We start from the raw sequence: 23,005 nt of genomic DNA on the forward strand, positions 1-23,005 counted from the left end.
GCAGTCGCAGCGGTGTTTTACTATTGTTGACGCAATATCTTGGACAGAAACGAACGCGCGCGTTCGGTGGAAGGTTGCGCAAAAAAGGCTTCGGCCGCGGCTTCTTCAAGAATGCAGCCGCCGTCCATGAACACAACGCGATTGGCCACGTGGCGTGCGAACCCCATCTCATGCGTGACGACCATCATGGTCATGCCATCACGCGCAAGCCCGGTCATGACATCCAGCACTTCGCTGATGGTTTCGGGATCGAGCGCAGAGGTGGGTTCGTCGAACAGCATCGCAATCGGGTCCATCGCCAAAGCACGGGCGATGGCGGCGCGTTGCTGCTGGCCTCCGGAGAGCTGCCCCGGATGGCAATCGGCCTTGTCGGCCAACCCGACACGCCGCAGCAGCGACATTGCTTTGTCGAAGGCCGCGGATTTCGTGCGCCCCAGTACCTGGATCGGCGCCAGGGTGATATTCTGTAGCACCGTGAGATGCGGATAGAGTTCGAAGTGCTGGAACACCATCCCGATCTGGCTCCTTAGCTTTGTCAGGTCGGTCCGGCGCTCGCCCACCGAGGTTCCGGCCACTGTGATCGTCCCGGCCTGGAAGCCCTCGAGGCCGTTGACGCATTTGAGCAAGGTCGATTTGCCCGAGCCGGACGGACCGCACACGACGACGACCTCCCCTTTGAGAACCGTCATCGAGCATTGCTTGAGCACGTCAAGGTCGCCGAATTTTTTCGAGACATGATCGATCGCGATCACGACCGGTCGCAGCACGAGATCGAGCTCGTCCCGCACGAAGTTGCGGGAATCCAGGCGTAGAGGAATGGTCATTGGCTCACCATGGACTTCTTGAGCAGCTGGACCGACTGGGCGCCCGTGCTGCAGAGTACGAAGTACACCAGCGCTGCGAACAAATAGAACGCAACGAGATGACCTTCGCGGTTTGCGGTCACCGAAACCGCCGTCATGAAATCGCGCAAGCCCACGACGTAAACCAGCGACGTGTCCTGGAACAGCGCAATGCTCTGCGACAGCAGGATGGGCGTCATGTTGCGGAAAGCCTGCGGGAGCACGACAAAGCGATAGGCCTGGAGCGGGCTCAGGCCGGATGCGGTCGCTGCCGCCAGCTGTTGTTTGGAAATACTCTGAATGCCGGCCCGGATGATTTCCGAATAATACGCCGCCTCGAAGATGGTGAAGGCGACCAGCGCCGAGGTGAAGGCGCCGATCGGCCGGCCGGTCGCCAGCGGCATCAGCAGATAGAACCAGAGAATGACCATGATGAGCGGAATGGAGCGAAGCCCGTTGACGTAGGTCGCAGCGAGCGCGGCGAGTGGCTTCGGTCCTGCGATCCGTATCACCGCCAGAATGGCGCCGAGGCTGATGCCGCCGGCCATCGCCAGCACCAGAAGCTCCAAACTGGTACACAGGCCATCCCAGAGAAACGGCGCAACGGCTGCAATGAGGTCAGCGTCGATACCCCCCATCGCTCAGACCCGCGCCATCACGCCGGGGATCGCGACCACGCGTTCGAGCGCGCGCATTGCGGCGATTGCCGCCAGCGTCAAGACGACATAGATCAGGGTCGCGGCTGTAAAAGCCTCGATGCCGTGAAACGTCTCGCCCTCGATCTGGCGGCTCTGGCCGGTCAGCTCGAGCAGCCCGATCGTGAGCGCTAGCGAGGAATTCTTGATGACGTTGAGAAACTCCGACGTCAGCGGCGGCAGCACGTAGCGGGCAGCGACTGGCAGCACCACATAGCGATAGCTTTGCAGCAGCGTCAGGCCGCTCGCCGCGGCAGCCATCGATTGCCCGCGACCGACCGCCTCTATCCCGGCGCGGATCTGCTCGGCGATCCGTGCCGCCGTGAACAGACCAAGCCCGATGACGCTGGTCCAGTATTCCGGCAGCGGAAGGTCGCGCTTGATCCAATGGGCCGCTGAAGCGGGCAGCAATTCCGGCACGACGAAGTACCAGAGAAACAGCTGAAGCAGCAGGGGAATGCTGCGAAAAATCGTGACATAGAGGGCTCCGAACCTACGCGCCGCCCGGTTCGGTAATGTTCTCAGGATGCCGATGCCGACGCCGACAATGAAGGCGAGCACCCATGCGGCACCGGCGACGAGCAGCGTCCAGGCCAGCCCTGACATCAGCCAGCCCAGATAGGGAGCGGAGATCGGCACGCTCCAGTCCCAGTGATAGATCATCGCGGGATTGCCTGGATCACGAAGGCGGTCTTGAGTTCGGGCTCGATCGCAATGCCGAGCGGCCCGAACCATTTCTCATAGAGTTTTTCTGCTTCGGACGAGCGGAAGGTCTCCGCGTAAGCGCGTTTCACCAGCAGAGAGAACTCCAGGTCGCCCCGCTGCATCATTGCCGAATAGGGATCGTAGGTGAGCAGTCGACCGATAACCTTCAGCGAGCCTTTGGGCTGCGCCTTGGTCGCCGCGAACACCTTGATCTGGCCGCCGTCGGCCGCGAAGCCGTCGACCCGGTCACTTGCGACCAGCAGGGCGCCCTCGCCCAGATCCTTCGCATAGACCAGCTCGATGCCGAGTTTTTCGCTTTCGTTGAGGGCGCGCAGCGATTGCTCGTTGCTCGATCCCTGCAACACCGCCACCCGCTTGCCCTTCAGGTCCTCGACTTCCTTCGCGCTGTTCGCCGCACTCACCAGCACCTGCGTGCCGGTGATGTAGAAGATCGGCGAAAACTCCACCTGCTCCTGCCGGGCCAGCGTGTTGGTGGTCGTTCCGCATTCGATGTCGATGGTGCCGTTCGCGACCAGCGCAATTCGGTTCGTGGTGTTGATGGGCACGTATTTGATCTCAAGATCAGGCTTCTCGAGCCGCGCTTTCACGGCATCGACCACCTTCATGCACAGGTCGATCGAGTAACCCTCGACGCGCTGTTCGCGGCTGATGAACGAATAGGGAGCCGAGGCTTCCCGATGTCCGATCGTGATCGCATTGCGCTCGGCGATGCGCTTCAGGATCGGGCTTTCGCCAGCTCCCAGCGCCATTGCCGGCACCGCCAGCGTCGCGGCGAACAACAGGCCGAGGCCTGCACGACAGAAAAAGCTGCTGCCTGACATAACGTCTCCTCGGAAAAAGGAGGTCGAGCGTCATCGCTCGCCACTCCGGAAAGCTGGCGTCTCGTCGCGATTGTCGGATGAAGTCGTGTAACGGGTCGATGTGCTGGCGATATCAAATCGGAGAACCAGCGGCAGGCTAGCCCCGGCCTCAAGTCCGCGCCAATGCCAATCGCTTGGGCTACAATGCTAAATTCGCATGATGCGCCGCCGGAACAACGTGTCATCATGAGGTGCGCCGGTAGCCGGCCGGCTTGGAGAGTGTAATGCTCGATATCCGTTGGCTTGAAGATCTCATTGTCGTCGCCGAGACACGCAACATCACGCGAGCGGCTGAATTGCGCAATGTCACGCAGTCCGGTTTGAGCCGCCGGATTCAGTCCCTCGAACATTGGGTCGGCGCCCCCCTGATCGATCGGCGCAGGACTCCACTTGGACTCACGGACGCCGGACAGAAGCTGCTTGACGTGGCGAACGAGGCCCTCGGCCGGCTCAACGGCGTCCGGCGCACGATCCGTGAGGACCAGAACGAACTTTTGCGGAGCATCCGCTTCGCAGCCCCACACGTCCTGTCGGTGACCTTCTTCCCGCGCTGGATCTCGGCGATTCAGGCCCGGCTGGGCTCAAGCCGGCTGTCGATCACCTCCGACAACCTGCCGGGCTGCGCCAGCCTGTTCGAAGACGGCGCCGTCGATTTCGTGGTCTGCCTAGTGGATTCCGACGGGGCTATCCTCAGAGGCGCAGGTCGGCAACTCGCGATCGAGGGCTGCGCCTCGATCTCGATCGGCAAGGAAAGGCTGATTCCACTATCTGCCCCGGCCGCCGACGGATCGCCGCTGCACCGACTCGACCTCGGGCCGCGCCTGTCCACCTCCTACCTCGCTTACAGCCGCGAGTGTTCGCTGGGATGGGCGGTCGAAGGGCTGATCGTTCGCAGGTCCGACCTGGCGCAGCTGCAAAGTCCCTATGAAAACTCGCTGGCCGACGGTCTCAGGACCATGGCGCTCGCTGGGCTGGGTGTCGCATGGCTTCCGCTCACCACAACTCACAACGATATCATCCGCGGCAAGCTGGTCCGCACCGGCGATCCCCTGCTCGCGATCGATCTCGACATTCGTCTTTACCGTCCCGCGCGCAAGCTGCCGACGAAGGCCGAGGAGCTATGGAAGCGGCTGACCACGGACGGAATCGGAGCGGTGTTCGCAACAGGTCCCCTGCCCGGCGAATCCGCGACCGCACTCCACATCGAGGATGCGCTGTCTCTGCAAAAATAACGCCACACGCATTACCGCCGACGGCATTACCTTCTTGCGCGCTCATACCCGACAGGTACGCACGATCCGGAGCAGAACCGATCTGCGGCACGGCCAGCAAGCGCACAGCGATCACATCTTTGCGCTTGACGCGGCGGCGCATAGCAGTTCGCTGCGAGCGCGGCGGGGTGAGGGAACCGACGCTAGCCGTGAGCCGGCGAAGCTGTTAGCAGTTTTGCATTCATATCGGATCAGGGACTGCACGATGGGCAACCGTACTGACATTTGGCGTAACGTTGACGCTATCAAGACTCGTTTCATCGACCTGAGCGATCGGATCTGGGCGATGCCCGAAGTATGTTACACCGAGGCGCGCTCCTCCGCCGAACACCTCGCCGAACTGCACCATCAGGGTTTTCGCATCACGGAGAAACTTGCGGGCATTCCCACGGCGTTGATGGGCGAATGGGGCGAAGGCGGCCCGGTGATCGCCTTTCTCGGCGAATACGACGCGCTGCCCGGGCTGAGCCAGGAAGCCGGCGTCGCGGAGTCCCGCCCGGTCGAGGCCGGCGGACACGGCCATGGCTGCGGCCACAATTTGCTTGGCTCGGCCGCGTTGCTCGCCGCCACCGCCGTGAAGGACTGGCTGGCCCCGAACAACGTGCCGGGGCGCGTCCGCTTTTACGGCTGCCCTGCCGAGGAAGGCGGCGCCGCGAAGACTTTCATGGTGCGCTCCGGCGATTTCGATGATGTCGATATCGCCATCACCTGGCACCCCTCCAGCTTCTGGGAAGTGGTGCTGACGCCGTCGCTGGCCAACACCCGCGCCGATTTCACCTTCACCGGCCGCGCGTCGCACGCGGCCGCGTCGCCGCATCTGGGCCGCAGCGCGCTGGATGCCGTCGAGCTGATGAGCGTCGGCGTCAATTACATGCGCGAGCACATGCCGAGCGACGCGCGCATCCATTATGCCGTGCTCGACACCGGCGGCATCGCCCCGAACGTGGTGCAGGCCCATGCCCGCGTGCGCTATTCGATTCGCGCCCGCGACCTGCCGGGTATGACCGAACTGGTGCAGCGCGTGCACAAGGTTGCGCAGGGCGCGGCGCTGATGACCGAAACCCAGGTCGAGATGAAGGTCGTTTCCGCCGTTTCCAACATCATGCCCAATCCGCCGCTCGAACAGGCGCTTTACAAGATCATGGAGGAGCTGGGCGCACCGCATTTCGACGACGCCGACAAGGCGTTTGCGGCCGAAATTCAGGCCACCCTGACCGACAAGGACATCGAGTCCGTCTATTACTCCATCGGCATGGATCCCACCGACCGCCCGCTCGCGGATTTCCTTGTGCCACTCAATGCCACGCGCAATCCGCTGGTCGGCTCGACCGATGTGGGCGACGTGAGCTGGGTGGTGCCCACCGTTCAGGTCCATGCCCCGTCGATCGCCATCGGCACGCCGCTGCACACCTGGCAGGTGGTGGCGCAGGGCAAGAGCCCGCACGCCCACAAGGCCATGGTGCAGGCTGCCAAGGCCATGGCGGGACTCGGCGTCAATGCGCTCCTGGAGCCGGATCTGATCGCCGCCGCCAAGGCCGACCTCAAGAAACGCACCGCTCGCACGCCGTATGCCAGCCCGCTGCCCGCTGATGTTACGCCGCCGCTGCGCATGTCTCTGACATGATCTGAACCAAGTCAGCGACCAAATTTTTGGCAAGCTGAAATACTCGTAACTGCGCTTTGGCACACCGATACCGTCGGTCTGCCAAAGCGTTGTGCGTCGCAGCGGCCTTTTTGCCCAAGCAACGACCAGCCGACTCTGGCGCCCGCACCGCATGACGTTGACTTGCGGCGCGTTCGGTGTGCCATCTTGCGTCCTTGAATTATCTGGCGGGCGATCCGCGATCACGCGAACTGAACGAGTGGACGATGAAGCTGGGCACCGAACTACGAACGATGATCGATGGCGTGAAGGACGGCCGCATGGATCGCCGCGGCTTCATTCAACGTATGATCGCGCTTGGCCTTACCGCGCCGATGGCCACGCAGCTTCTCGCGATCGGCGGCGTCGCCATGGCCGAGAGCCCGTCCGCCTACAAGCCGACCAAGCGCGGCGGTGGCGGCGCGCTGAAGCTGCTGTGGTGGCAGGGCCCGACCCTGCTCAATCCGCACTTTGCCACTGGAACCAAGGACCAGGACGGTTCACGCCTGTTCTACGAACCGCTGGCCTGCTGGGACGCCAACGGCAATCTGAGCCCGGTTCTCGCCGCCGAAATTCCGTCGATCGAGAACGGCGGCCTCGCCGCTGATGCCAAATCGGTAACCTGGAAACTCAAGCCCGGCGTCAAATGGCATGATGGCAAGCCATTCACCGCGGACGATGTGGTCTTCAACTGGGAATATGCCAAGGATCCCGCGACCGCGACGGTCACGCTCGCCACCTATCGCGACCTGATAGTCGAAAAGATCGACGATCTCACGGTGAAGATCTCGTTCAAGAACCCGACACCGTTCTGGGCCGACGCCTTCGTTGGCGCCCCCAACGCCATCATCCCCAAGCATCTGTTTCAGGATTACACCGGCGACAAATCCCGCGACGCCCCGACCAACCTCAAGCCGGTCGGCACCAGCGCCTACAAATTCGTCGAGTTCAAGCCGGGCGACCTGATCCGCGGCGAAATCAATCTCGACTATCACATGCCAAATCGTCCGCACTTCGACACCATCGAGATGAAGGGCGGCGGCGATGCCGTCTCGGCCGCACGCGCCGTCATCCAGACCGGCGAGTATGACTTCGGCTGGAACATCCAGGTGGAAGACGAAATCCTGCTGCGCCTCGAGAAGGGCGGCAAGGGCAAGGCCAGCTACGCGGTGGGCGGCGACACCGAATTCATCGCGCTCAACTTCACCGATCCGAACACCGAGGTCGATGGCGAGCGCTCGTCGATGAAGACCAAGCATCCGCTGTTCTCCGACCCCGCGGTGCGCAAGGCGCTGTCGCTCCTGGTCGATCGTGATGCGATCAAGAACGTCATCTACGGCCGCGCCGGCCGCACCACCGCCAACTATCTCAACGGACCGGAAAAGTTCGTCTCCAAGAACACCACTTGGGAGTTCAGTGTCGAAAAGGCGGCCAAGCTGCTGGACGACGCCGGCTGGAAGCCGGGCGCCGACGGCATCCGTGCGAAGGATGGCAAGAGGATGAAAATTCTTTTCCAGACTGCGATCAACGGGCCACGCCAGAAGACCCAGGCCATCGTCAAGCAGGCCTGCCAAAAGGCCGGCATCGAGGTCGAACTGAAATCGGTCGTGGCGTCGATCTTCTTTTCCTCGGACGTCGGCAATCCAGATACCTATCCCCATTTCTACGCCGACATCCAGATGTTCCAGATCCCGATGAGTCAGCCCGACCCGGCCCAGCACATGCGCCGCTATCATTCGAGCAACGTGGCGACCAAGGCGAACAAGTGGCAGGGCCAGAATTTCCCGCGCTGGGTCAACAAGGATTATGACGCCGCGATCGATGCGGCTGAGGGCGAGATCGATCCCATCAAGCGCGCAGCCTTTTACATCAAGGCCAACGATCTGATGTGGCAGGACACCGTGTTCATCCCCGCGATGCATCGCCTGAAAGTGGAGGCTGCGTCCAACACGCTGCGCCCGGTGCTGTCAGGCTGGGCCAACGAAACCGACAACCTGCACGAATGGTATCGGGAGGCGTGAGGACGGCGGACAGACGGCTTCCGTCATGAGCCAGTACATCCTGCGCCGCCTGCTGATCGCCATTCCAAGCCTGCTTGGAATATCGCTGATCCTGTTCATCGTGCTGGCGCTGGCGCCGGGCGACCCGTTCTCCGAACTGGCAACCAATCCGAATGTGCCGCCCGAAGTGCGCGAGGCACTTCGGGCCAAGTTCGGCCTCGACGACCCTATTTACCTGCGCTACGTGCACTGGCTCGTGGCCATGGTGCACGGCGACTGGGGCTTTTCCTTCGTCAGCAGGATGAACGTCGACACGCTGATCCTGCAACGGCTTTCCACCACGCTCTACGTGATCGGCTCGGCGCAACTTCTTGCCCTGATGATTGCCATTCCGGTCGGCGTCTATGCCGCCACCCGGCCCTATTCGATCTTCGATCAGGTTGCGAATACGCTGGCCTTCATCGGCTTTTCCCTGCCGACCTTCTTCACCGGAATCCTGTTCATCCTGATCTTTTCGGTCAAGCTCGACTGGCTGCCCTTTGTCTATTCGACCGACATCAAGGCGACCGGCATCCATTGGATCGGCGAACAGATCAGGCAGACCATCATGCCGGTCATGGTGCTCGGCCTGTTTCAGGCGGCGTCCATGACCCGTTTCGTGCGCTCGGCCATGCTGGACGTCATTCGACTCGATTACGTCACCACCGCACGTGCCAAGGGGATCGGGCAGCGGCGGGTCATCATCAAACATGTGATGCGCAACGCGATGATTCCGGTGGTGACGCTGATCGCGCTGCAGGTCCCCGCCGTGTTCGGCGGCGCCATCGTCACCGAGCAGATCTTTCGTATTCCCGGCATCGGCTCGCTGCTGATTTCCTCCATTCTCGCCAACGACACGCCGGTGGTGATGGCGGTGACTTTTGTCTTCGCTTGTCTCGTCGTGCTCTTCAACCTTATCGCGGACGTTTTGTATGGCTGGCTTGACCCTCGCATCTCGCTCCGCTGAGCGGCGCACCTATTCGCCGCTGCGCGAGACATGGCGGCGTTATCGCCGCCACAAGCTTGCCGTGGTCAGCGCGGTCCTGCTGCTTGTTCTGGTTGCGGCGGTGGTGCTCGGCCCGTTCCTCTGGCGGGTCGGCATCAACGAGATCGATTTTACCGCGCGCCTCGAGGGCCCGTCGCTCGCCCATCCCCTGGGCACGGACGATCTCGGGCAGGACATCCTCGCCCGCATGATCTCCGGCGGACGCATCTCGCTCGCCGTCGGGCTCGCCGCCATGGTGGTCTCGGTGCTCGTCGGCACGCTGATCGGCGCGCTCGCCGGCATGTCACGCGGCGCGCTGGGACATTTTCTGATGTGGCTCACCGACCTGTTCCTGGCGCTGCCGCAACTGCCGCTGCTGCTGCTCCTGATCTACCTGTTCCGCGATGAGCTCAAAGCCGCGTTTGGCCCCGAGGGCGGCATTTTCATCCTGATCGTCGTGGTCATCGGCGGACTGCGCTGGATGCCGGTCGCCCGGCTTGTGCGCGCCCAGTTCCTGTCGCTACGTGAGAAGGAGTTTGTCGAAGCCGCCCGCGCGCTCGGCGCTAGCCGCGCACGCCAGGTGATCCGCCACATCCTGCCCAACGCGCTGGGGCCGGTGATCATCGCGGGCACCATCGATGTCGCCGCCGCCATCATCGCCGAGTCCACGCTGTCGTTTCTCGGCCTCGGCTTTCCGCCGGACACCCCGACCTGGGGGCGCCTGCTGTTCGACGCCAAGGACTATCTCGACATCGCCGCCCACTGGGCGCTGTTTCCAGGCGCGGCGATCTTTATCGCGGTCGTGGCGGTCAACTTCATCGGCGACGGCCTGCGCGATGCGCTCGATGCGCGACGGGTGATCTGATGATTCCCCTTCTCGAAATCAAGAACCTCAAGACTCACTTCACCACCGACGACGGCATCGTGCAGGCCGTTGACGGCGTCAATCTTCACATCAACCGCGGCGAGACGTTGTGCGTGGTCGGCGAATCCGGCTCCGGCAAAACGGTCACGGCCATGTCGATCCTGCAGCTGATCGCCATGCCGCCGGGCCGCATCGTCGAGGGCGAGATCATCTTCGAGGGCCGCGATCTGGTGCCGCTCACCAGCGAACAGCTCGACGAGGTCCGCGCCAAAGAGATCGGCTTCATCTTCCAGGAGCCGATGACTTCATTGAACCCGGTGCTGACCGTCGGCGAGCAGATTGCCGAGAGCCTGCGCCGTCACGAGCGCCTGCCGCATAAGGAGGCGATGGCGCGCACGGTGGAGATGCTGAAGCTGGTGCAGATCCCCAATGCTGCCGGCCGGGTTAACGACTATCCGCATCAGTTCTCTGGCGGCATGCGCCAGCGCGTGATGATCGCCATGGCGCTGGCCTGCCACCCCAAGCTGGTGATTGCCGACGAACCGACCACCGCCCTCGACGTCACCATCCAGGCGCAGATCCTCGACCTGCTGCAGGACATGAAAGAGCGGTTCGGCATGGCGGTGATGCTGATCACCCATGCCATGGGCGTCGTGGCGGAGACCGCGCAGCGCGTGGTGGTGATGTATGCCGGCAAGGTTGTCGAGGAGGCCGGCGTCGATAGCCTGTTCGAGCGTCCGAGCCATCCCTATACGCAGGGCCTGATCCGCTCCATCCCGCGCATCGACCTCGATGCCGGGCTGAAGACCCGGCTGGAGACCATCGCCGGGACCATGCCGGTGCTGATCAACCCCGCGCCCGGTTGCCGGTTCGCGCCGCGTTGCCGTTATGCGATGGACGTCTGCAGGGAGAGAGAGCCGCTGCTGCGCCCGATCGCGCCGGGCCATCGCATAGCGTGCCATCTGGGAGACGTGCCATGAACGAACCCCAAATGAGCGAACCCCTGGTGCGCGTCACCAACCTGCAGAAGCATTTTCCCGTCCATGGCGGCCTGCTGTCGCGCGAGGTCGGGCGCGTTCATGCGGTGGACGACGTGTCGTTCACGGTCCATCGCGGCGAGACGCTGGGGCTGGTCGGAGAATCCGGCTGCGGCAAGTCCACCACGGGCCGCTGCCTGCTGCGGCTGATCGAGCCCACGTCGGGCAAGGTCGAATTCGGCGGGCAAGACGTGCTGGCTTTGGGAAACAAAGACCTGCGCGCGCTGCGGCGAAAAATGCAGCTGGTATTCCAGGATCCGTTTGCCTCGCTCAATCCACGCATGACGGTCGGCGCGATCATCGGCGAGGCCCTGACGATCCACAAGCTCGGCGGCTCCGCCAGCGAGCGCGAGGATCGCGTGGCGAGCCTGCTGGTCAAGGTCGGCCTGAAGGGCGAGCAGATGCGCCGTTATCCGCACGAATTCTCCGGCGGCCAGCGCCAGCGCATCGTCATCGCCCGCGCGCTGGCGGTGGAGCCCGAGTTCATCGTCTGCGACGAACCGGTGTCGGCGCTCGACGTCTCCATCCAGGCGCAGGTGATCAATCTGCTGGAGGATCTGCGGAGCGAACTGGGTCTCACCTTCCTGTTTGTGGCGCACGACCTCTCGGTGGTCGAGCACATCTCGAATCGCGTGGCGGTGATGTATCTCGGGCGCATCGTCGAACTGGCCAGGGCCAGCGACCTTTACCGCAATCCGCAGCATCCCTACACCAAGGCGCTGCTTTCGGCGGTGCCGATCCCGGACCCGAAAGCGAAGCGGGCGCGGATCCGGCTGCAGGGCGATGTGCCAAGCCCGATGAACCCGCCGACCGGTTGCCATTTCCACACGCGCTGTCCGATCGCCGTGCCGATGTGTTCGCAGATCGTGCCGGAGACGAAAGAAGGCAGCGACGGGCATTTCGTGGCTTGCCACCTGGCGTGAAGGCTCTTGCTTACCTCTCCCCGCTTGCGGGGCGAGGGAAGAAAGCCGCAACTACGCTACCTGCTTAGCAGCCACGCTGGCCAGCGCGCCGGCCACACGCACCCGCACACGCAAAGAGTTGCCCGGCAGATAGGCGATCGGCATGTCCTCGACCTCGATGGTCTTCAGGCTGGCGGGATCGGCGCCGGCGGCGATCGCCTTTGCTTCGGCGATCTGCAACGCCGCCGCAATGGCGTCGTCGCGGCTGAGTTCCCGGAACACCTGATCCGCCTCGCCGCTGACGCGCGCAATCGCTGCGCCGACGGCATTGGCGCAATCACCGAACGGCACGCGGATGATTTCCGAAACACCGGCAAGTTGCTCCGGCACCAGGAACGCACCGCCGCCGACGGCCACCAGCGGCGCATCGGCCGCCTCGGTCTTCATGCGGTCGATGTTTTCTTCCAGCAGCCGCCTCGCGTCGGCGAGCGCCGCGGCGATCAGCTGCTTCGAGATAGAGGCAGTGCGCGAGCGGTCGCCGATGTCCAGCAAACCGGCGGCGACCGCGATATCGGTCGCGGTCAGCTGCGTGCCGCCGAACACCAGTGCGTCCTCGGTCAGACGGTAGCCAACGCTGAGCGGGCCAACTTTAGCGGATACGGCATCGACATGGCTGCCACCGCCAAGCCCGATCGACAACAAATCCGGCATCCGGAACAGCGTGCGCACGCCGCCGACCTCGACCACCGCATTGGCCTCGCGCGGAAAACCGTGACGCAACTGGCCGATATCGCTGGTGGTACCGCCGACATCCACCACCATGGCATCGTCGCGCCCGGACAAATGCGCCGCGCCACGCATCGAGTTGGTGGCACCGGAGGCAAAGCTCATCACCGGGAAAGCGATGGCGGTTTCGGCCTGCATCACGGTGCCGTCGTTCTGGGTCAGGAACAGCGGCGCGTCGATGCCGCTTTCGGCGATCGCCTTGCGGAATGCAGCGACCGTCTCGACCGCGAGATCGTGCAGCACGGCGTTGAGCAGCGCGGCATTCTCGCGCTCAAGCAGACCGATGCGCCCGAGATCGTGCGACATGGTCACCGCAACATCGGGGCAGATCTCCTGCAGGATTTCGCGCGCGGCGACCTCGCAGCTCGGATCGAGCGGCGAGAAGATCGACGACACTGCCACCGAGCGCAGCCCGAGATCCCGGATTTTTCGCGCGGCGCTGCGCATGCCGGCGGTGTCGAATGGCATGATCGGCCGGCCGTCATAGTCGTGACCGCCTTCGAGCATGAACGTCTCGCCGTGAACGCGTTCGGCGAGATCTTTCGGCCAGTCGCAGAATGGCGGCAGCGATGCGCTGACGGGCATGCCGATGCGGATCGCCGCGACCTTCATCAGGTGCTTGCGCTGAACCACGGCATTGATGAAGTGCGTGGTGCCAATCACCACCGAATCCACGGGGCCTCGCCCGGTCGGATCGGCGCGTAGCGCCTTCAGAGCGTCCAGAATACCGGAGGTCACATCCAGCGTGGTCGGCCGCTTGACGGCGAAGATCACCGTGTCGCCGTCCAGCAGCACGGCGTCGGTGTTGGTGCCGCCGACGTCGATTCCAATGCGTCGCATGACGTTACACTCCTGCGCCAGCGTGCGCGTCGAAAACCGAAAGGAAGTCCAGGTCGTAACCGAAGGCCCGCGGGCCGACGAATTCCAGGCCGCGCGGGCTGGTCAGCACCGCCGGGGCTTTCATCGCCACCACCGTGACGCGCTGGCCATAACGCACCGTCTCGGTGCCTACCGCATGGCCGGAGAGGGTTTCAAGCACGCAGATCAGGTCCGGACACATGGCCACCGCCTTGCCCTCGCGCCAGGCGACGATCCACTCGTTCTGGAACGATAGGTCGAGCCGGCTGCCGCGGTCGTCGTCGATGCCCTCGATAGCGATGGAACCGCGCAAGAAGCCTTCGGTGGTGCGGCGCTCGACATCGACCACCTTGCCGGTGAACAAGCGCTTACCGCCTTCACTGTCGAGCAGGGCTGCGATCGGATCGGTGTGCAGCCTGTTGGCTTCGCGCACTAGCCCGCCGATCCGGATCGCGGCGGTGGTGGTGAAGTGGATGCCCCAGTCCTTGACCTCGCGGCCGGTGCGCGGCGCCTTGCAGGTCGATGCGATGGAGCCCATCTCGACGCAGATCTTGCGGCTGGCACGCTCCATCCATTTCCAGCTCGGCACCTTGGTCACGACCGCCTCGATGCCGCGCGGATCGTACAGCGTGCACGGATAGGGCCGCAGCCCGCCGATCGCCACCGAGGTCATCTGCGCTTCCGGGAAGGCGCGTCCCATGCAGTCGGCATCGACGACGGGAATGCCGAGATGCGCGGCTGCCATCAGCGCCTGCATGCCGTTGCCGCCGCCGATCTCCACCGACATCACCGCGCGGAATTGGAAGCCGCCGATTTCCTGCTGCATCTCCACGGCGCGCGCGATGTTGCGGCTGTCCGCGAGGCGCTCTTGGCCGACCAGCGGCGCACCCATGTTGGAGACCACCGCGACGTGGTCGTCATCGTCAAGGTCGAGCGGCGACATCAGTTGCACGCGGTGGCCCTTGGCATAGAGCTGGCGCAGGTTGAGCAGGCCGAGATAGGGACTGCCGCCGCCGCCGGTGCCGAGGATCCAGGCGCCAACGGCGAGGGATTCGATGTCTTCCGATGTGATCTCAGTGAGAGGAACCGTGCTCATGCCATCAATTCCTCGACGATGCGCGCCGCAGCGGCGATGGCCAAAATAACCGGGCCATCATAGGCCCGACGCACCCGCGCCTTGTTGGCGGTGGTGTATCCCATGCAGTCCATCACCACGAGATCGGGCGACAGCGCCGCCATTTTTTGCGCGGCTGCATCGACGGCTTCGTCGTCCGAACCGGGCTGCATGGTCACGCCGACGACCTCGACATCCGCGCGCTGCCACTCTTTTCCGATCAGTTCGGTCTGCGCTGCCAGCGGCGAGAACACGCCGAGCCGCCCCTTGGACAGCACCGCTTCCGCTAGCTTGTGCAGCACGGCCGAGGGCAGGATCACCAGACCTTCGGGTGCCAGGTTTGGAAACTTGCCGGTACAGGCGAGCATGGTGATCTTCACGCCCTCGCTGGCGAATTTGTCGATCTGCATCGCTGCCCGCGCCTCGACCGCCTTCTTGCTGAGGGTGACGCCATCGCCGTTCGGCAGCAAAGTGAACAGGGTGTCGTAACCGTCGATCGGCGGAATCGCGTCGATCTCGGCGCGCGTCATGCCGTCGAGTGCGCCGCGCAGGTCTATCTCCATTCCGGGCGACAGTACCGCGGCGATTTCCCCGGCGACGGACGGCCGCGGGCTCTGGCCGATCACGACCACGCCCATGCGTTGTTGCTGCATGCTATCAGTCCTTCAAGATCACGATGTCGGATGGAGTCCAGCGCAGCGCCACCGCGGCGCCGGCCTGGAACAGCTCGTGCGAGCCGTTGTTGGGTTGCTGCGCCAGCAGGCGCCGGCCCGCCGCCTCGATCCGATACAGCACCGAACCGCCCTGAAAATTGGCGCTCTCGACGATGCCATCGAGCCCCTGCCCGGCGTGGGCGCCCGGCGCGGTCAGCACGATTTTTTCCGGCCGAAGCGCCACCGACAGCGGACCGATTGTGCCAGGTTCTTCCGCGAGCTCGATCGAAAGATCGCTATCGACACGCAACACGCATGTGCCGCCAGTGCGGATCACCTCGCCGCGGAACAGGTTTGTGTCGCCGATAAAGTCTGCGACGAAGCGTGTGCCGGGCCGGTCGTAGATCTCGGACGGCGTGCCGATCTGCTCGACCTTGCCGGCGTTCATGACCGCGATGCGGTCGGACATCGCCAGCGCCTCTTCCTGGTCGTGAGTGACGAAGACCATGGTCAGGCCCAGCTTGCGCTGCAGTTGCTTCAGCTCGAACTGCATCGATTGCCGCAGCTTCTTGTCGAGCGCGCCGAGCGGTTCGTCGCACAACAGTACGCGCGGTTCGATGACGATGGCACGGGCCAAAGCGACGCGCTGCTGCTGGCCGCCGGACAATTGCCCGGGGCGGCGATCTTCGTAGCCGACCAGCTCGACCTGCGCTAGCGCGTCGGTCACCTTGCGGGCAATCATCGCTCGATCCATACCGCGCATGCGCAGTCCGAAGCCGACGTTTTCCCCAACCGAGCGGTGCGGGAACAGCGCGTAGTTCTGGAACACCATGCCCATGTCGCGCTTGTGGGCGGGGACGTGAGTAACGTCGGCCCCACCGACAGCGATGGTGCCTTCCGTTGGCGTCTCGAAGCCGGCGATCATCCGCAACGTCGTGGTCTTGCCGCAGCCCGACGGGCCGAGAAGGGAGAAGAACTCGCCCTCCCGGATCGCCATGTCCACCGCATCGACGGCGCGGGTACGGCCGTCATAGGTCTTGGTGACGGCGACAATGTCGATTGCAGCGCTCATGCCCGGAAGATGCGGTTGACGCGGGAATCGATCTCGTCCTTGTGCGCATTGTACCACTTCCAGTCCGGCTGGATCAGCGTGGCGACCTTTGCCGGCGTCGTCAGCAGCTTGTCGTTGTATTTGTCGTCGAGCTTCACCTTGCTGTTGGCGGGCGAGTACCACACCGATTCCGCCAGCGTCTTCTGCACGCCCGGGCTCAGCATGTAATTGACATAGGCGTTGGCGAGCTCGCGCACCTTGGTGCCCGGCGTCAGTGTCAGCACCTGCTCCAGTGCCATCACGCCTTCGGACGGCGCGACGAAGGCGGTCGGCTGGTTCTGGCCGTCGTAACGCAGGATGCCGGAATCGTGGATCACCGCCAGGCCGACTTCGCCCGACAAAATCATCTTTTCCATGGTGCCGGTGAAGTCGGCGAGCTTCATCGGCTTGACCTTCTCCAGCGCCGCATAGGCGGCGTCGAGATCGGTCATGCCCTTGCCGTACAGCATGCCGCTCATCATCACGAATGCCTGACCGAGGCTGTTCACTGGAATGACATAGCCACCCCGGACGCCGTCATAGGCCTTGTCCCAGAGGTCCTTCCATGACGTCACCTTGCCGTAGCCCTTGTCGGTGCGCATGCCCAAACCGATGGCGCTAGTGAAGATGGTGACGCCGACAATCTTGTCGCTGACCGCGTAGGGATAGACGTCGGCGATGTTCGGCACCTGCTTCGGATCGATCTTGGCCTCGACGATGCCCATCTCCAGGGCGGCCCACTGCTCATTGGAATTGGTGTGCAGCACGTCGTAGACCGGATTCGATCGGGAGCTCGCCTGCAGCTTGGGCAGGAACGGGAATGCGGTGTCGGTCTCCACCTTGCACTTGAATTCCTTCTCGAACGCCGGGATCAACTCGGCGGACATGGTCTGGCCCCACTTACCACCCCATCCGGTGATGCGCAGCGTCGCGGCCTGGGCGCGCGCGACATGGGGAGCTGCAATGATGCCGGCGCCCGCGGTTGCGGCCACGGCAAGAAACTGGCGACGGTTCACAGGCTTGCGGATAATGGTCACGGGACGATCCTCTCTCCAGGAATGAAAGTCAGAGCTCGGCGTATGATCGCAGCCCGACCGTGCGGTCGAGCCCGACGACGACCAGCACGGCAAGCACGATCGAGACCACCGAAGCGGCGCCGATCGTTCCGTCCAGATCGAATTTCAGATAGTTGAACAAGGTAATCGGCAACGTCTCGTGGCCCGGCGAGACCAGAAACAGCGAAATCGGAAACTGGTCGAACGACACGATGAAGGCGAACACCGCGCCGGCCATAACGCCGGGCTTGGTCAGCGGCAGCGTCACCTCGAAATAGGTGCGCAGCGCCCCTGCCCCGAGGTTCTGCGCGGCCTCTTCCAGGCGGGTGTCGAAGTTGTGCAATACCGCGAGCGTCGTACGCACCACATATGGGATCGACACAATCGTGTGGCCGAGCACCAGCCCCCAGGTCGGACGGCCCACGTCCAGCAGCACGTAGGTCTGGAACAGAGCGAGGCCGGTGAGAATCGCCGGCAGCATCAGCGGCGACAGCATGATTGCGGTGATCGCGCGGCTGCCAGGCAGCCGACCGCGCGCCAGCGCCAGCGCGGCGCTGGCGCCGAACAGGGTTGCTGCCACCGTGGTCAGGACGGCGACCTCAAGGCTGAACCACAGTGCGTTCATGAAATCGCGCGAGGCAAAGAACTTCTCGAACCAGCGCATAGACACGCCGACCGGGGGAAACTGGATGTAAGGTGTGGGATTGAGCGCAAACACGAATACGATCGCGATCGGCGCCAGCAGGAACACAACGACGCCGACATTGAAGGCGAGATAGCAGAAGCGGCCGAAGCGTAGCGAGAACGGAGCTGAGGTCATCTGTCGCCTCACTGCAGGTCGCGCTGGCCTGAGATCATTCCCAGGATGCGGTTATAGGCGATGATCAGCGCCAGCGAGATGGCCAGCAACACCATGCCGAGCGCCGCGGCGAAGCCGACGTTGAAGCTCGACGATATCTGCTGATAGATCAGCATCGGCAGCGTCATGATCTGGAAGCCGCCCATCAGGATCGGCGTCACATAGGCGCTGATCGCCAGTGCAAACACCAGCAGCGAGCCGGCCAGAATGCCCGGCAGGCTGAGCGGCAGCGTCACCTCGAAGAAAGCGCGCAGCGGCGATGCGCCGAGATTCTGCGCCGCGTGTTCGAGCCGTTCGTCGATCCGCCCGATCACGCCGACCAGGGTCAGAACCATATAGGGGATGTAGATGTGGGTGAGGCCGAGTACGATGCTGAACTCATTGTACATCAGCGACAGCGGCTTGGCGATCAGGCCGAGGCCGGTCAGGGTCTGGTTGATCGCGCCCTTGTCCGACAGCAGCGCCATCCACGCAAAGGTGCGAACCACGATGCCGGTCAGCATCGGGGTGAGCACCGACATCATCAGCAGGGCATAGGCGGTGCGGCCGCGAATTCGGGCCATCCAGTGCGCCAGCGGATAGCCGACCAGCAGCGCCGCGAGGGTAGTGAACAGACCGATGCGGATCGTGGTCCAGATCACCTCGAAATAATACGAGTCGGATAGTATCCGCGCGTAGTACTTGCCGGTGAAGGTGACATTCGACTGCACCACCGGATTGCCGGACAGCACGCTGATCAGCGCCATCAGCCCCATCGGCAGGAAGAAAAAAAGCGCGAACAGCAGCGCGCTCGGCGCGATCAGCCAGGCAATCGGGCTGACACTGGCGCGAGTTGCTTTCATCGCGCCGCAGCCTTGCGCACCGGCACGGCGTCATCCAGCGCGAGCCACACGGGATCATCGGCCAGTCGGCCGAGTTCCACGGCCATCGCGCGCAAGATCTGCCACAACCGAGCGCGCTCCTTGGTCGATGTCAGTTGGCTTGGAAACGACAGCGCGACACCGATCGTTTCATTGCTGTCGCGATTGCTGACAGCGAAGCCCAGCGAGCCCACGCCAGGCAGCGATTCGTCGCTGGTCGATGAGTAGCCGGTGCGACGAATGTCCGCGATACGGGCCATCAGTTCGGTGACATTGCGTGGCGCTGTCGGCGAAACGACAGGAAAAGGTCTTGGCAGGCGCGCGCGGATGTCAGCGTCGTTCAAGCGCGCCAGCATGGCCCGTCCGTTCGACGTCGCGAAAGCTGGCGTCCGCACGCCGGGTGGCGAGACCACCTGCAGCGGGTTGGTCCCGCGGACCACGCGCAACACGACCTGCTCGTCGCCATCCAGAACGGCGACATAGCCAGTATGGCCGGTGGTGGCGCAGACCGTCCGCAAATGTTGTTCGGCAATGGCAACAAAATCATTCTGGGCGCGATGCAGCCGACCAAGTTCAAACACCAGCAGCCCGGGCCGGTAACGGCGCGTCGTCGCGTCCTGCTCCAGCAGTCCGCACTCCTTGAGCTGGCGCAGCAGCCGCGAGGTCGAACTCTTCGGCTTGCCGGTGAGCCGGATTACATCGGCATTGCTGACCTCCGGCTGCTGCGGAGAGAAGCAGCGCAGGATCTCTATGGCGTTGTCGAGGGCACTCATGGTTGACGCGGCAATCCCGGTAGTCTCATAAAATGGAACCGTGTTGTTAATTGTGGAACGGTGACGAGGGGCCGTCAATCACCAACAGCGCGGCAATTTTGGACAATGCGCGCTGAAAATTCGCGCAACTGACTGAAAAATGGATTGCCCGGCAAGCGATCGCCCGGCCGCACTATCGGCAGGTAGACTATTAAACCGGCGCCTCAATGACGTCCGACAAGCGCGTCGCAACCGCGCGATAGTTTCAGGATCGCATTGGCCCGGGTTAGGCTGCGAGTCGCGGCTCCCGCCGGAGCGCCTTCACGGAGATCACAGTGCAGCTTGACACCGATCGCTTCCTCCATGATCTGCAGTCGCTTCGAAATATCGGCCGATATCGCACCGGCGTGCACCGGCCGACCTACGGCGCCGACGACATGGCGAGCCGTCACTGGTTGTGCGAGCAGCTGTCTGAAGTCGGCCTGGAGCCGTCCATCGACGGCATCGGCAATGTCTTTGGCCGCGGACCGGCGGCGGGACCGCGCCTGCTGGCGGGCAGTCATCTGGAGACGCAGGATTATTCCGGCTGGCTGGATGGTGCGCTGGGAGTCGTTGCAGCGGTGGCGCTGGCGCGCGCCGGCCTTCCGGTCGATGTGTGCGCTTACGCCGATGAAGAAGGGCACTATGGCAGCTTCATCGGAAGCCGCAGCCTGATCGGCGATTTGTCCGAAGAACAGATCGACCAGGCGCGCCATAAAAGCAATGGCACGAGTCTGAGGGACGCGCTGGAGTCGGCGGGCCTCGCCGGGCGACCGCGGTTGACCCCGGATCTGAGCCGCTACAAGGCCGCGATCGAGATGCACATCGAGCAGGGCACTCAGCTGGAAAGAGCAAATCACCGCGTCGGAGTGGTCACCGGGATCGTCGCCGTCCAGGTTTGGCGAATTACGTTCGAAGGCCAGCAAGACCATACCGGCGGCACAACGATGGCGGAAAGACGGGATGCCGGGCTTTCGGCCGTGCGGTTTCTTGCACAGGTCGACAGCGAGTTTCCGCGCATCTGCGGCGACCGCAGCGTATGGACGACGGGGAGAATTGTACTGGAGCCGAATGCGACGGCGATCATTCCAGGGCGCGCAGTGATCGACTTTTCGTTCAGGGACCTGTCCCGGGAAGTCATGGACCGCCTGCAAGCCTGCCTGCGCAGCCTGGTCCAGGAAAGTAACCGGCGCGAGCGCTGCCCGGCGACTCTGGAACTGACGAGTGAGCTTCAGCCGACGCTCTGCGATCCGGCTGTTCTCGATGCATTTTCATTGGCGGCGCGCGAGCTGTGCCCTGCTCATTGGCAAAAGATGCCGAGCGGCGCGATCCACGATTCCAACGTGCTGGGGCGACGGCTGCCGGTTGGCATGCTGTTCGTCCCCTCCATCAATGGCATCAGCCATCACTGGAGCGAAGACACCAGCGAAGAGGACCTGGTGATGGGGATGCAGGTGTTCGCGCGGGGCGCCGAAGCGTTTCTCGCGAAAGGCTGAAACGGCTCCTTTGTGTGGCGAACTGGCAGCATCGAATGCCGGCCCATTGTTTGCATGCTTCACGCGAATTGCCGGGACGCGTCCACGGCTTTCTTCATTGTGACTTCAGGAGACTACGATGCCCTTCGACACTATTCTGCGCGGCGGCCGTGTCATCGATCCCAGCCAGAAGCTTGACGCCGTGACGGACGTTGCCTTCGCCGGGGGCAAAGTGGCGATGGTCGGGAAGGATCTCAAAGCCGATCCCGGAACCGATGTGCGCGACGTGTCGGGATATATCGTTACTCCCGGCCTGATCGATCTGCACACCCATGTCTATTGGGGCGGCACCTCGCTCGGCATCGACGCCGAAGAATTCTGCCGAACCTCCGGCGTCACCACCGCGGTCGATACCGGCAGCGCCGGCCCGGGCAACTTTGCGGGCTTCCGCAAGCATGTGATCGAGCCGAGCCAGGTCCGCATTCTCGCTTATCTGCATGTCTCGCACGCCGGCATTTTCGGATTCTCGCACAAGATCATGGTCGGCGAGAGCGAGGAAATGCGGCTGATGAATCCGACCGACGCCGTCACGGTGGCTGAGCAGAACCGCGACCTGATTGTCGGCATCAAGGTGCGCGTCGGCCTGCACGCCTCGGGCACTTCGGGGATCGTGCCGCTCGACATCGCGCTTGAGGTCGCCGAACAGGTCGGCATGCCGCTGATGGCGCATATCGATCATCCGCCGCCGAGCTACGAGGAAGTGCTGGCGCGGCTGCGCCCGGGTGACGTTCTGACCCACGCCTTCCGGCCGTTTCCCAACACGGCCGTCACCGCCCAGGGCACCGTGAAACGGGCGGTGCGCGAGGCGCGGGAACGCGGCGTCCTGTTCGACATCGGTCACGGCAAGGGCTCGTTCGCCTTCAAGACCGCACGCGCATTGCTGGCGAACGGCTTCTATCCGGACACCATCTCCTCCGACGTCCACGCGTTATGCATCGACGGCCCCGCCTTCGATCAGGTGACAACCATGTCAAAATTCCTATGCATGGGCATGTCGCTGCCGGACGTGATCGCGGCATCGACCGTCAATGCGGCGATGGCGATGCGGCGTCCCGAACTTGGCAGCCTCAAGCCGGGCAGCGTCGGCGACGCCACCTTGATTACGATCAGGCAAGGCCAGTTCGACTATGTCGATGTTGTCGGCGAGCACCTGATCGGCGACCGCAAGATCGCTTCCGAAGGCGTCGTCATCGGCGGCCGCTGGTGGCACCCGCAAGAGGCGTCGAAATTCAAGCAACTCGCGAGCTGAGTGGCCGCCCGGGTGTTCCGGTGGCATACCGATTGCAAGCAAAGTTGCAGATCGCCGTCGATCTCACTGGCCCGCATCACCTCATTTGACGTCGAACGCTCGGCAAAAGATGACGGAAGAGCCGCGGGAGCAACTTGAATCTGGAGAAACCCATGGATCGCAGGAATGTATTGAATTGATTGGCCGGAATCGGCGGCCTGGCCGCGACCGGGTTTGCGATTCCCGCGCTTTCGCAAGGTGCTTCGTCCAAGACCCTGCGCTATGTGCCGCAGTCCAATCTCGCCAATTTCG

The 23,005-nt window shown here is 63.4% G+C and carries 21 protein-coding genes; 9 read left to right on the forward strand and 12 right to left on the reverse strand.

Features of this window, described 5'->3' with window-relative positions:
- Positions 1-20: 20 nt before the first annotated feature.
- The 4 genes from JWR89_RS06255 to JWR89_RS06270 form a co-directional block, all read right to left on the reverse strand.
- Positions 21-752: an amino acid ABC transporter ATP-binding protein gene (locus JWR89_RS06255; RefSeq protein WP_299713202.1), complete on the reverse strand. Its 732-nt coding sequence runs from the start codon at positions 750-752 to the stop codon at positions 21-23.
- Between the two features lie 68 nt (positions 753-820).
- Positions 821-1,480 (reverse strand): amino acid ABC transporter permease, encoded by a 660-nt coding sequence (locus JWR89_RS06260; protein WP_299713154.1) that lies wholly within the window; start codon positions 1,478-1,480, stop codon positions 821-823.
- Between the two features lie 3 nt (positions 1,481-1,483).
- Positions 1,484-2,200, reverse strand: coding sequence for an amino acid ABC transporter permease (locus JWR89_RS06265; protein ID WP_299713156.1), 717 nt, complete (start codon positions 2,198-2,200; stop codon positions 1,484-1,486).
- On the reverse strand, positions 2,197-3,084 hold the full coding sequence (locus JWR89_RS06270; RefSeq protein WP_299713159.1) for an amino acid ABC transporter substrate-binding protein: 888 nt from the start codon (positions 3,082-3,084) through the stop codon (positions 2,197-2,199). Before JWR89_RS06270 ends, JWR89_RS06265 begins: the two co-directional genes overlap by 4 nt.
- 263 nt (positions 3,085-3,347) lie before the next feature.
- Between JWR89_RS06270 and JWR89_RS06275 the strand changes: the two genes are divergently transcribed.
- The 7 genes from JWR89_RS06275 to JWR89_RS06305 all read left to right on the forward strand — a co-directional run bounded on the left by JWR89_RS06275 (position 3,348) and on the right by JWR89_RS06305 (position 11,885).
- Positions 3,348-4,355, forward strand: a complete 1,008-nt coding sequence (locus JWR89_RS06275) for a LysR family transcriptional regulator (protein WP_299713161.1) — start codon at positions 3,348-3,350, stop codon at positions 4,353-4,355.
- Positions 4,356-4,599: 244 nt separating this feature from the next.
- The gene (locus JWR89_RS06280; RefSeq protein ID WP_299713164.1) at positions 4,600-6,018 is read left to right on the forward strand and encodes a M20 family metallopeptidase; all 1,419 of its coding nucleotides are present in this window, start codon (positions 4,600-4,602) and stop codon (positions 6,016-6,018) included.
- A 245-nt stretch (positions 6,019-6,263) separates the two neighbouring features.
- Complete coding sequence (locus JWR89_RS06285; protein WP_299713166.1) at positions 6,264-8,057, forward strand: peptide ABC transporter substrate-binding protein; 1,794 nt, start codon at positions 6,264-6,266, stop codon at positions 8,055-8,057.
- Positions 8,058-8,082: 25 nt separating this feature from the next.
- On the forward strand, positions 8,083-9,042 hold the full coding sequence (locus tag JWR89_RS06290) for an ABC transporter permease (RefSeq protein WP_299713169.1): 960 nt from the start codon (positions 8,083-8,085) through the stop codon (positions 9,040-9,042).
- Positions 9,008-9,925: an ABC transporter permease gene (locus tag JWR89_RS06295; protein ID WP_299713171.1), complete on the forward strand. Its 918-nt coding sequence runs from the start codon at positions 9,008-9,010 to the stop codon at positions 9,923-9,925. Before JWR89_RS06290 ends, JWR89_RS06295 begins: the two co-directional genes overlap by 35 nt.
- Entirely contained in the window at positions 9,925-10,905 is a 981-nt protein-coding gene (locus JWR89_RS06300) for an ABC transporter ATP-binding protein (protein ID WP_299713173.1), read from the forward strand. The genes JWR89_RS06295 and JWR89_RS06300 overlap by 1 nt, the downstream gene beginning before the upstream one ends.
- Positions 10,906-10,916: 11 nt before the next feature.
- Complete coding sequence (locus JWR89_RS06305) at positions 10,917-11,885, forward strand: dipeptide ABC transporter ATP-binding protein (RefSeq protein WP_299713205.1); 969 nt, start codon at positions 10,917-10,919, stop codon at positions 11,883-11,885.
- A gap of 51 nt (positions 11,886-11,936) precedes the next feature.
- Here JWR89_RS06305 and JWR89_RS06310 read toward each other — a convergent pair whose 3' ends face one another.
- The 8 genes from JWR89_RS06310 to JWR89_RS06345 are packed head-to-tail and all read right to left on the reverse strand — an operon-like array spanning position 11,937 to position 19,990.
- Positions 11,937-13,490: a hydantoinase/oxoprolinase family protein gene (locus JWR89_RS06310; RefSeq protein WP_299713176.1), complete on the reverse strand. Its 1,554-nt coding sequence runs from the start codon at positions 13,488-13,490 to the stop codon at positions 11,937-11,939.
- A gap of 4 nt (positions 13,491-13,494) precedes the next feature.
- Positions 13,495-14,604 carry a DUF917 domain-containing protein gene (locus JWR89_RS06315; RefSeq protein ID WP_299713179.1) on the reverse strand — a complete coding sequence of 370 codons (1,110 nt, stop codon included), beginning with the start codon at positions 14,602-14,604 and terminating at the stop codon, positions 13,495-13,497.
- The gene (locus tag JWR89_RS06320) at positions 14,601-15,275 is read right to left on the reverse strand and encodes an AroM family protein (protein ID WP_299713182.1); all 675 of its coding nucleotides are present in this window, start codon (positions 15,273-15,275) and stop codon (positions 14,601-14,603) included. Before JWR89_RS06320 ends, JWR89_RS06315 begins: the two co-directional genes overlap by 4 nt.
- 4 nt (positions 15,276-15,279) lie before the next feature.
- Entirely contained in the window at positions 15,280-16,347 is a 1,068-nt protein-coding gene (locus JWR89_RS06325) for an ABC transporter ATP-binding protein (RefSeq protein ID WP_299713185.1), read from the reverse strand.
- On the reverse strand, positions 16,344-17,402 hold the full coding sequence (locus JWR89_RS06330; RefSeq protein WP_299713188.1) for an extracellular solute-binding protein: 1,059 nt from the start codon (positions 17,400-17,402) through the stop codon (positions 16,344-16,346). Before JWR89_RS06330 ends, JWR89_RS06325 begins: the two co-directional genes overlap by 4 nt.
- Before the next feature lie 28 nt (positions 17,403-17,430).
- Complete coding sequence (locus tag JWR89_RS06335; RefSeq protein ID WP_299713190.1) at positions 17,431-18,240, reverse strand: ABC transporter permease; 810 nt, start codon at positions 18,238-18,240, stop codon at positions 17,431-17,433.
- Positions 18,241-18,248: 8 nt separating this feature from the next.
- Complete coding sequence (locus JWR89_RS06340; RefSeq protein ID WP_299713192.1) at positions 18,249-19,121, reverse strand: ABC transporter permease; 873 nt, start codon at positions 19,119-19,121, stop codon at positions 18,249-18,251.
- Entirely contained in the window at positions 19,118-19,990 is an 873-nt protein-coding gene (locus tag JWR89_RS06345) for an IclR family transcriptional regulator (RefSeq protein WP_299713194.1), read from the reverse strand. Before JWR89_RS06345 ends, JWR89_RS06340 begins: the two co-directional genes overlap by 4 nt.
- Positions 19,991-20,226: 236 nt before the next feature.
- Here JWR89_RS06345 and JWR89_RS06350 point away from each other — a divergent pair, with 236 nt between their 5' ends.
- Complete coding sequence (locus tag JWR89_RS06350; protein ID WP_366142971.1) at positions 20,227-21,426, forward strand: hydantoinase/carbamoylase family amidase; 1,200 nt, start codon at positions 20,227-20,229, stop codon at positions 21,424-21,426.
- 118 nt (positions 21,427-21,544) lie between these two features.
- Entirely contained in the window at positions 21,545-22,714 is a 1,170-nt protein-coding gene (locus JWR89_RS06355; RefSeq protein ID WP_299713196.1) for an amidohydrolase/deacetylase family metallohydrolase, read from the forward strand.
- Positions 22,715-23,005 lie beyond the last annotated feature (291 nt).

Origin of the sequence: Tardiphaga sp., assembly GCF_028290785.1 — a bacterium.
GTDB lineage: Bacteria > Pseudomonadota > Alphaproteobacteria > Rhizobiales > Xanthobacteraceae > Tardiphaga.

Bases quoted from the DNA above. Each gene is read 5' to 3' on its own strand.
- JWR89_RS06260 (WP_299713154.1), bottom strand. From the start codon at position 1,480: ATGGGGGGTATCGACGCTGACCTCATTGCAGCCGTTGCGCCGTTTCTC.
- JWR89_RS06265 (WP_299713156.1), bottom strand. From the start codon at position 2,200: ATGATCTATCACTGGGACTGGAGCGTGCCGATCTCCGCTCCCTATCTG.
- JWR89_RS06270 (WP_299713159.1), bottom strand. From the start codon at position 3,084: ATGTCAGGCAGCAGCTTTTTCTGTCGTGCAGGCCTCGGCCTGTTGTTC.
- JWR89_RS06275 (WP_299713161.1), top strand. From the start codon at position 3,348: ATGCTCGATATCCGTTGGCTTGAAGATCTCATTGTCGTCGCCGAGACA.
- JWR89_RS06280 (WP_299713164.1), top strand. From the start codon at position 4,600: ATGGGCAACCGTACTGACATTTGGCGTAACGTTGACGCTATCAAGACT.
- JWR89_RS06285 (WP_299713166.1), top strand. From the start codon at position 6,264: ATGAAGCTGGGCACCGAACTACGAACGATGATCGATGGCGTGAAGGAC.
- JWR89_RS06290 (WP_299713169.1), top strand. From the start codon at position 8,083: ATGAGCCAGTACATCCTGCGCCGCCTGCTGATCGCCATTCCAAGCCTG.
- JWR89_RS06295 (WP_299713171.1), top strand. From the start codon at position 9,008: ATGGCTGGCTTGACCCTCGCATCTCGCTCCGCTGAGCGGCGCACCTAT.
- JWR89_RS06300 (WP_299713173.1), top strand. From the start codon at position 9,925: ATGATTCCCCTTCTCGAAATCAAGAACCTCAAGACTCACTTCACCACC.
- JWR89_RS06305 (WP_299713205.1), top strand. From the start codon at position 10,917: ATGAGCGAACCCCTGGTGCGCGTCACCAACCTGCAGAAGCATTTTCCC.
- JWR89_RS06310 (WP_299713176.1), bottom strand. From the start codon at position 13,490: ATGCGACGCATTGGAATCGACGTCGGCGGCACCAACACCGACGCCGTG.
- JWR89_RS06315 (WP_299713179.1), bottom strand. From the start codon at position 14,604: ATGAGCACGGTTCCTCTCACTGAGATCACATCGGAAGACATCGAATCC.
- JWR89_RS06320 (WP_299713182.1), bottom strand. From the start codon at position 15,275: ATGCAGCAACAACGCATGGGCGTGGTCGTGATCGGCCAGAGCCCGCGG.
- JWR89_RS06325 (WP_299713185.1), bottom strand. From the start codon at position 16,347: ATGAGCGCTGCAATCGACATTGTCGCCGTCACCAAGACCTATGACGGC.
- JWR89_RS06335 (WP_299713190.1), bottom strand. From the start codon at position 18,240: ATGACCTCAGCTCCGTTCTCGCTACGCTTCGGCCGCTTCTGCTATCTC.
- JWR89_RS06340 (WP_299713192.1), bottom strand. From the start codon at position 19,121: ATGAAAGCAACTCGCGCCAGTGTCAGCCCGATTGCCTGGCTGATCGCG.
- JWR89_RS06355 (WP_299713196.1), top strand. From the start codon at position 21,545: ATGCCCTTCGACACTATTCTGCGCGGCGGCCGTGTCATCGATCCCAGC.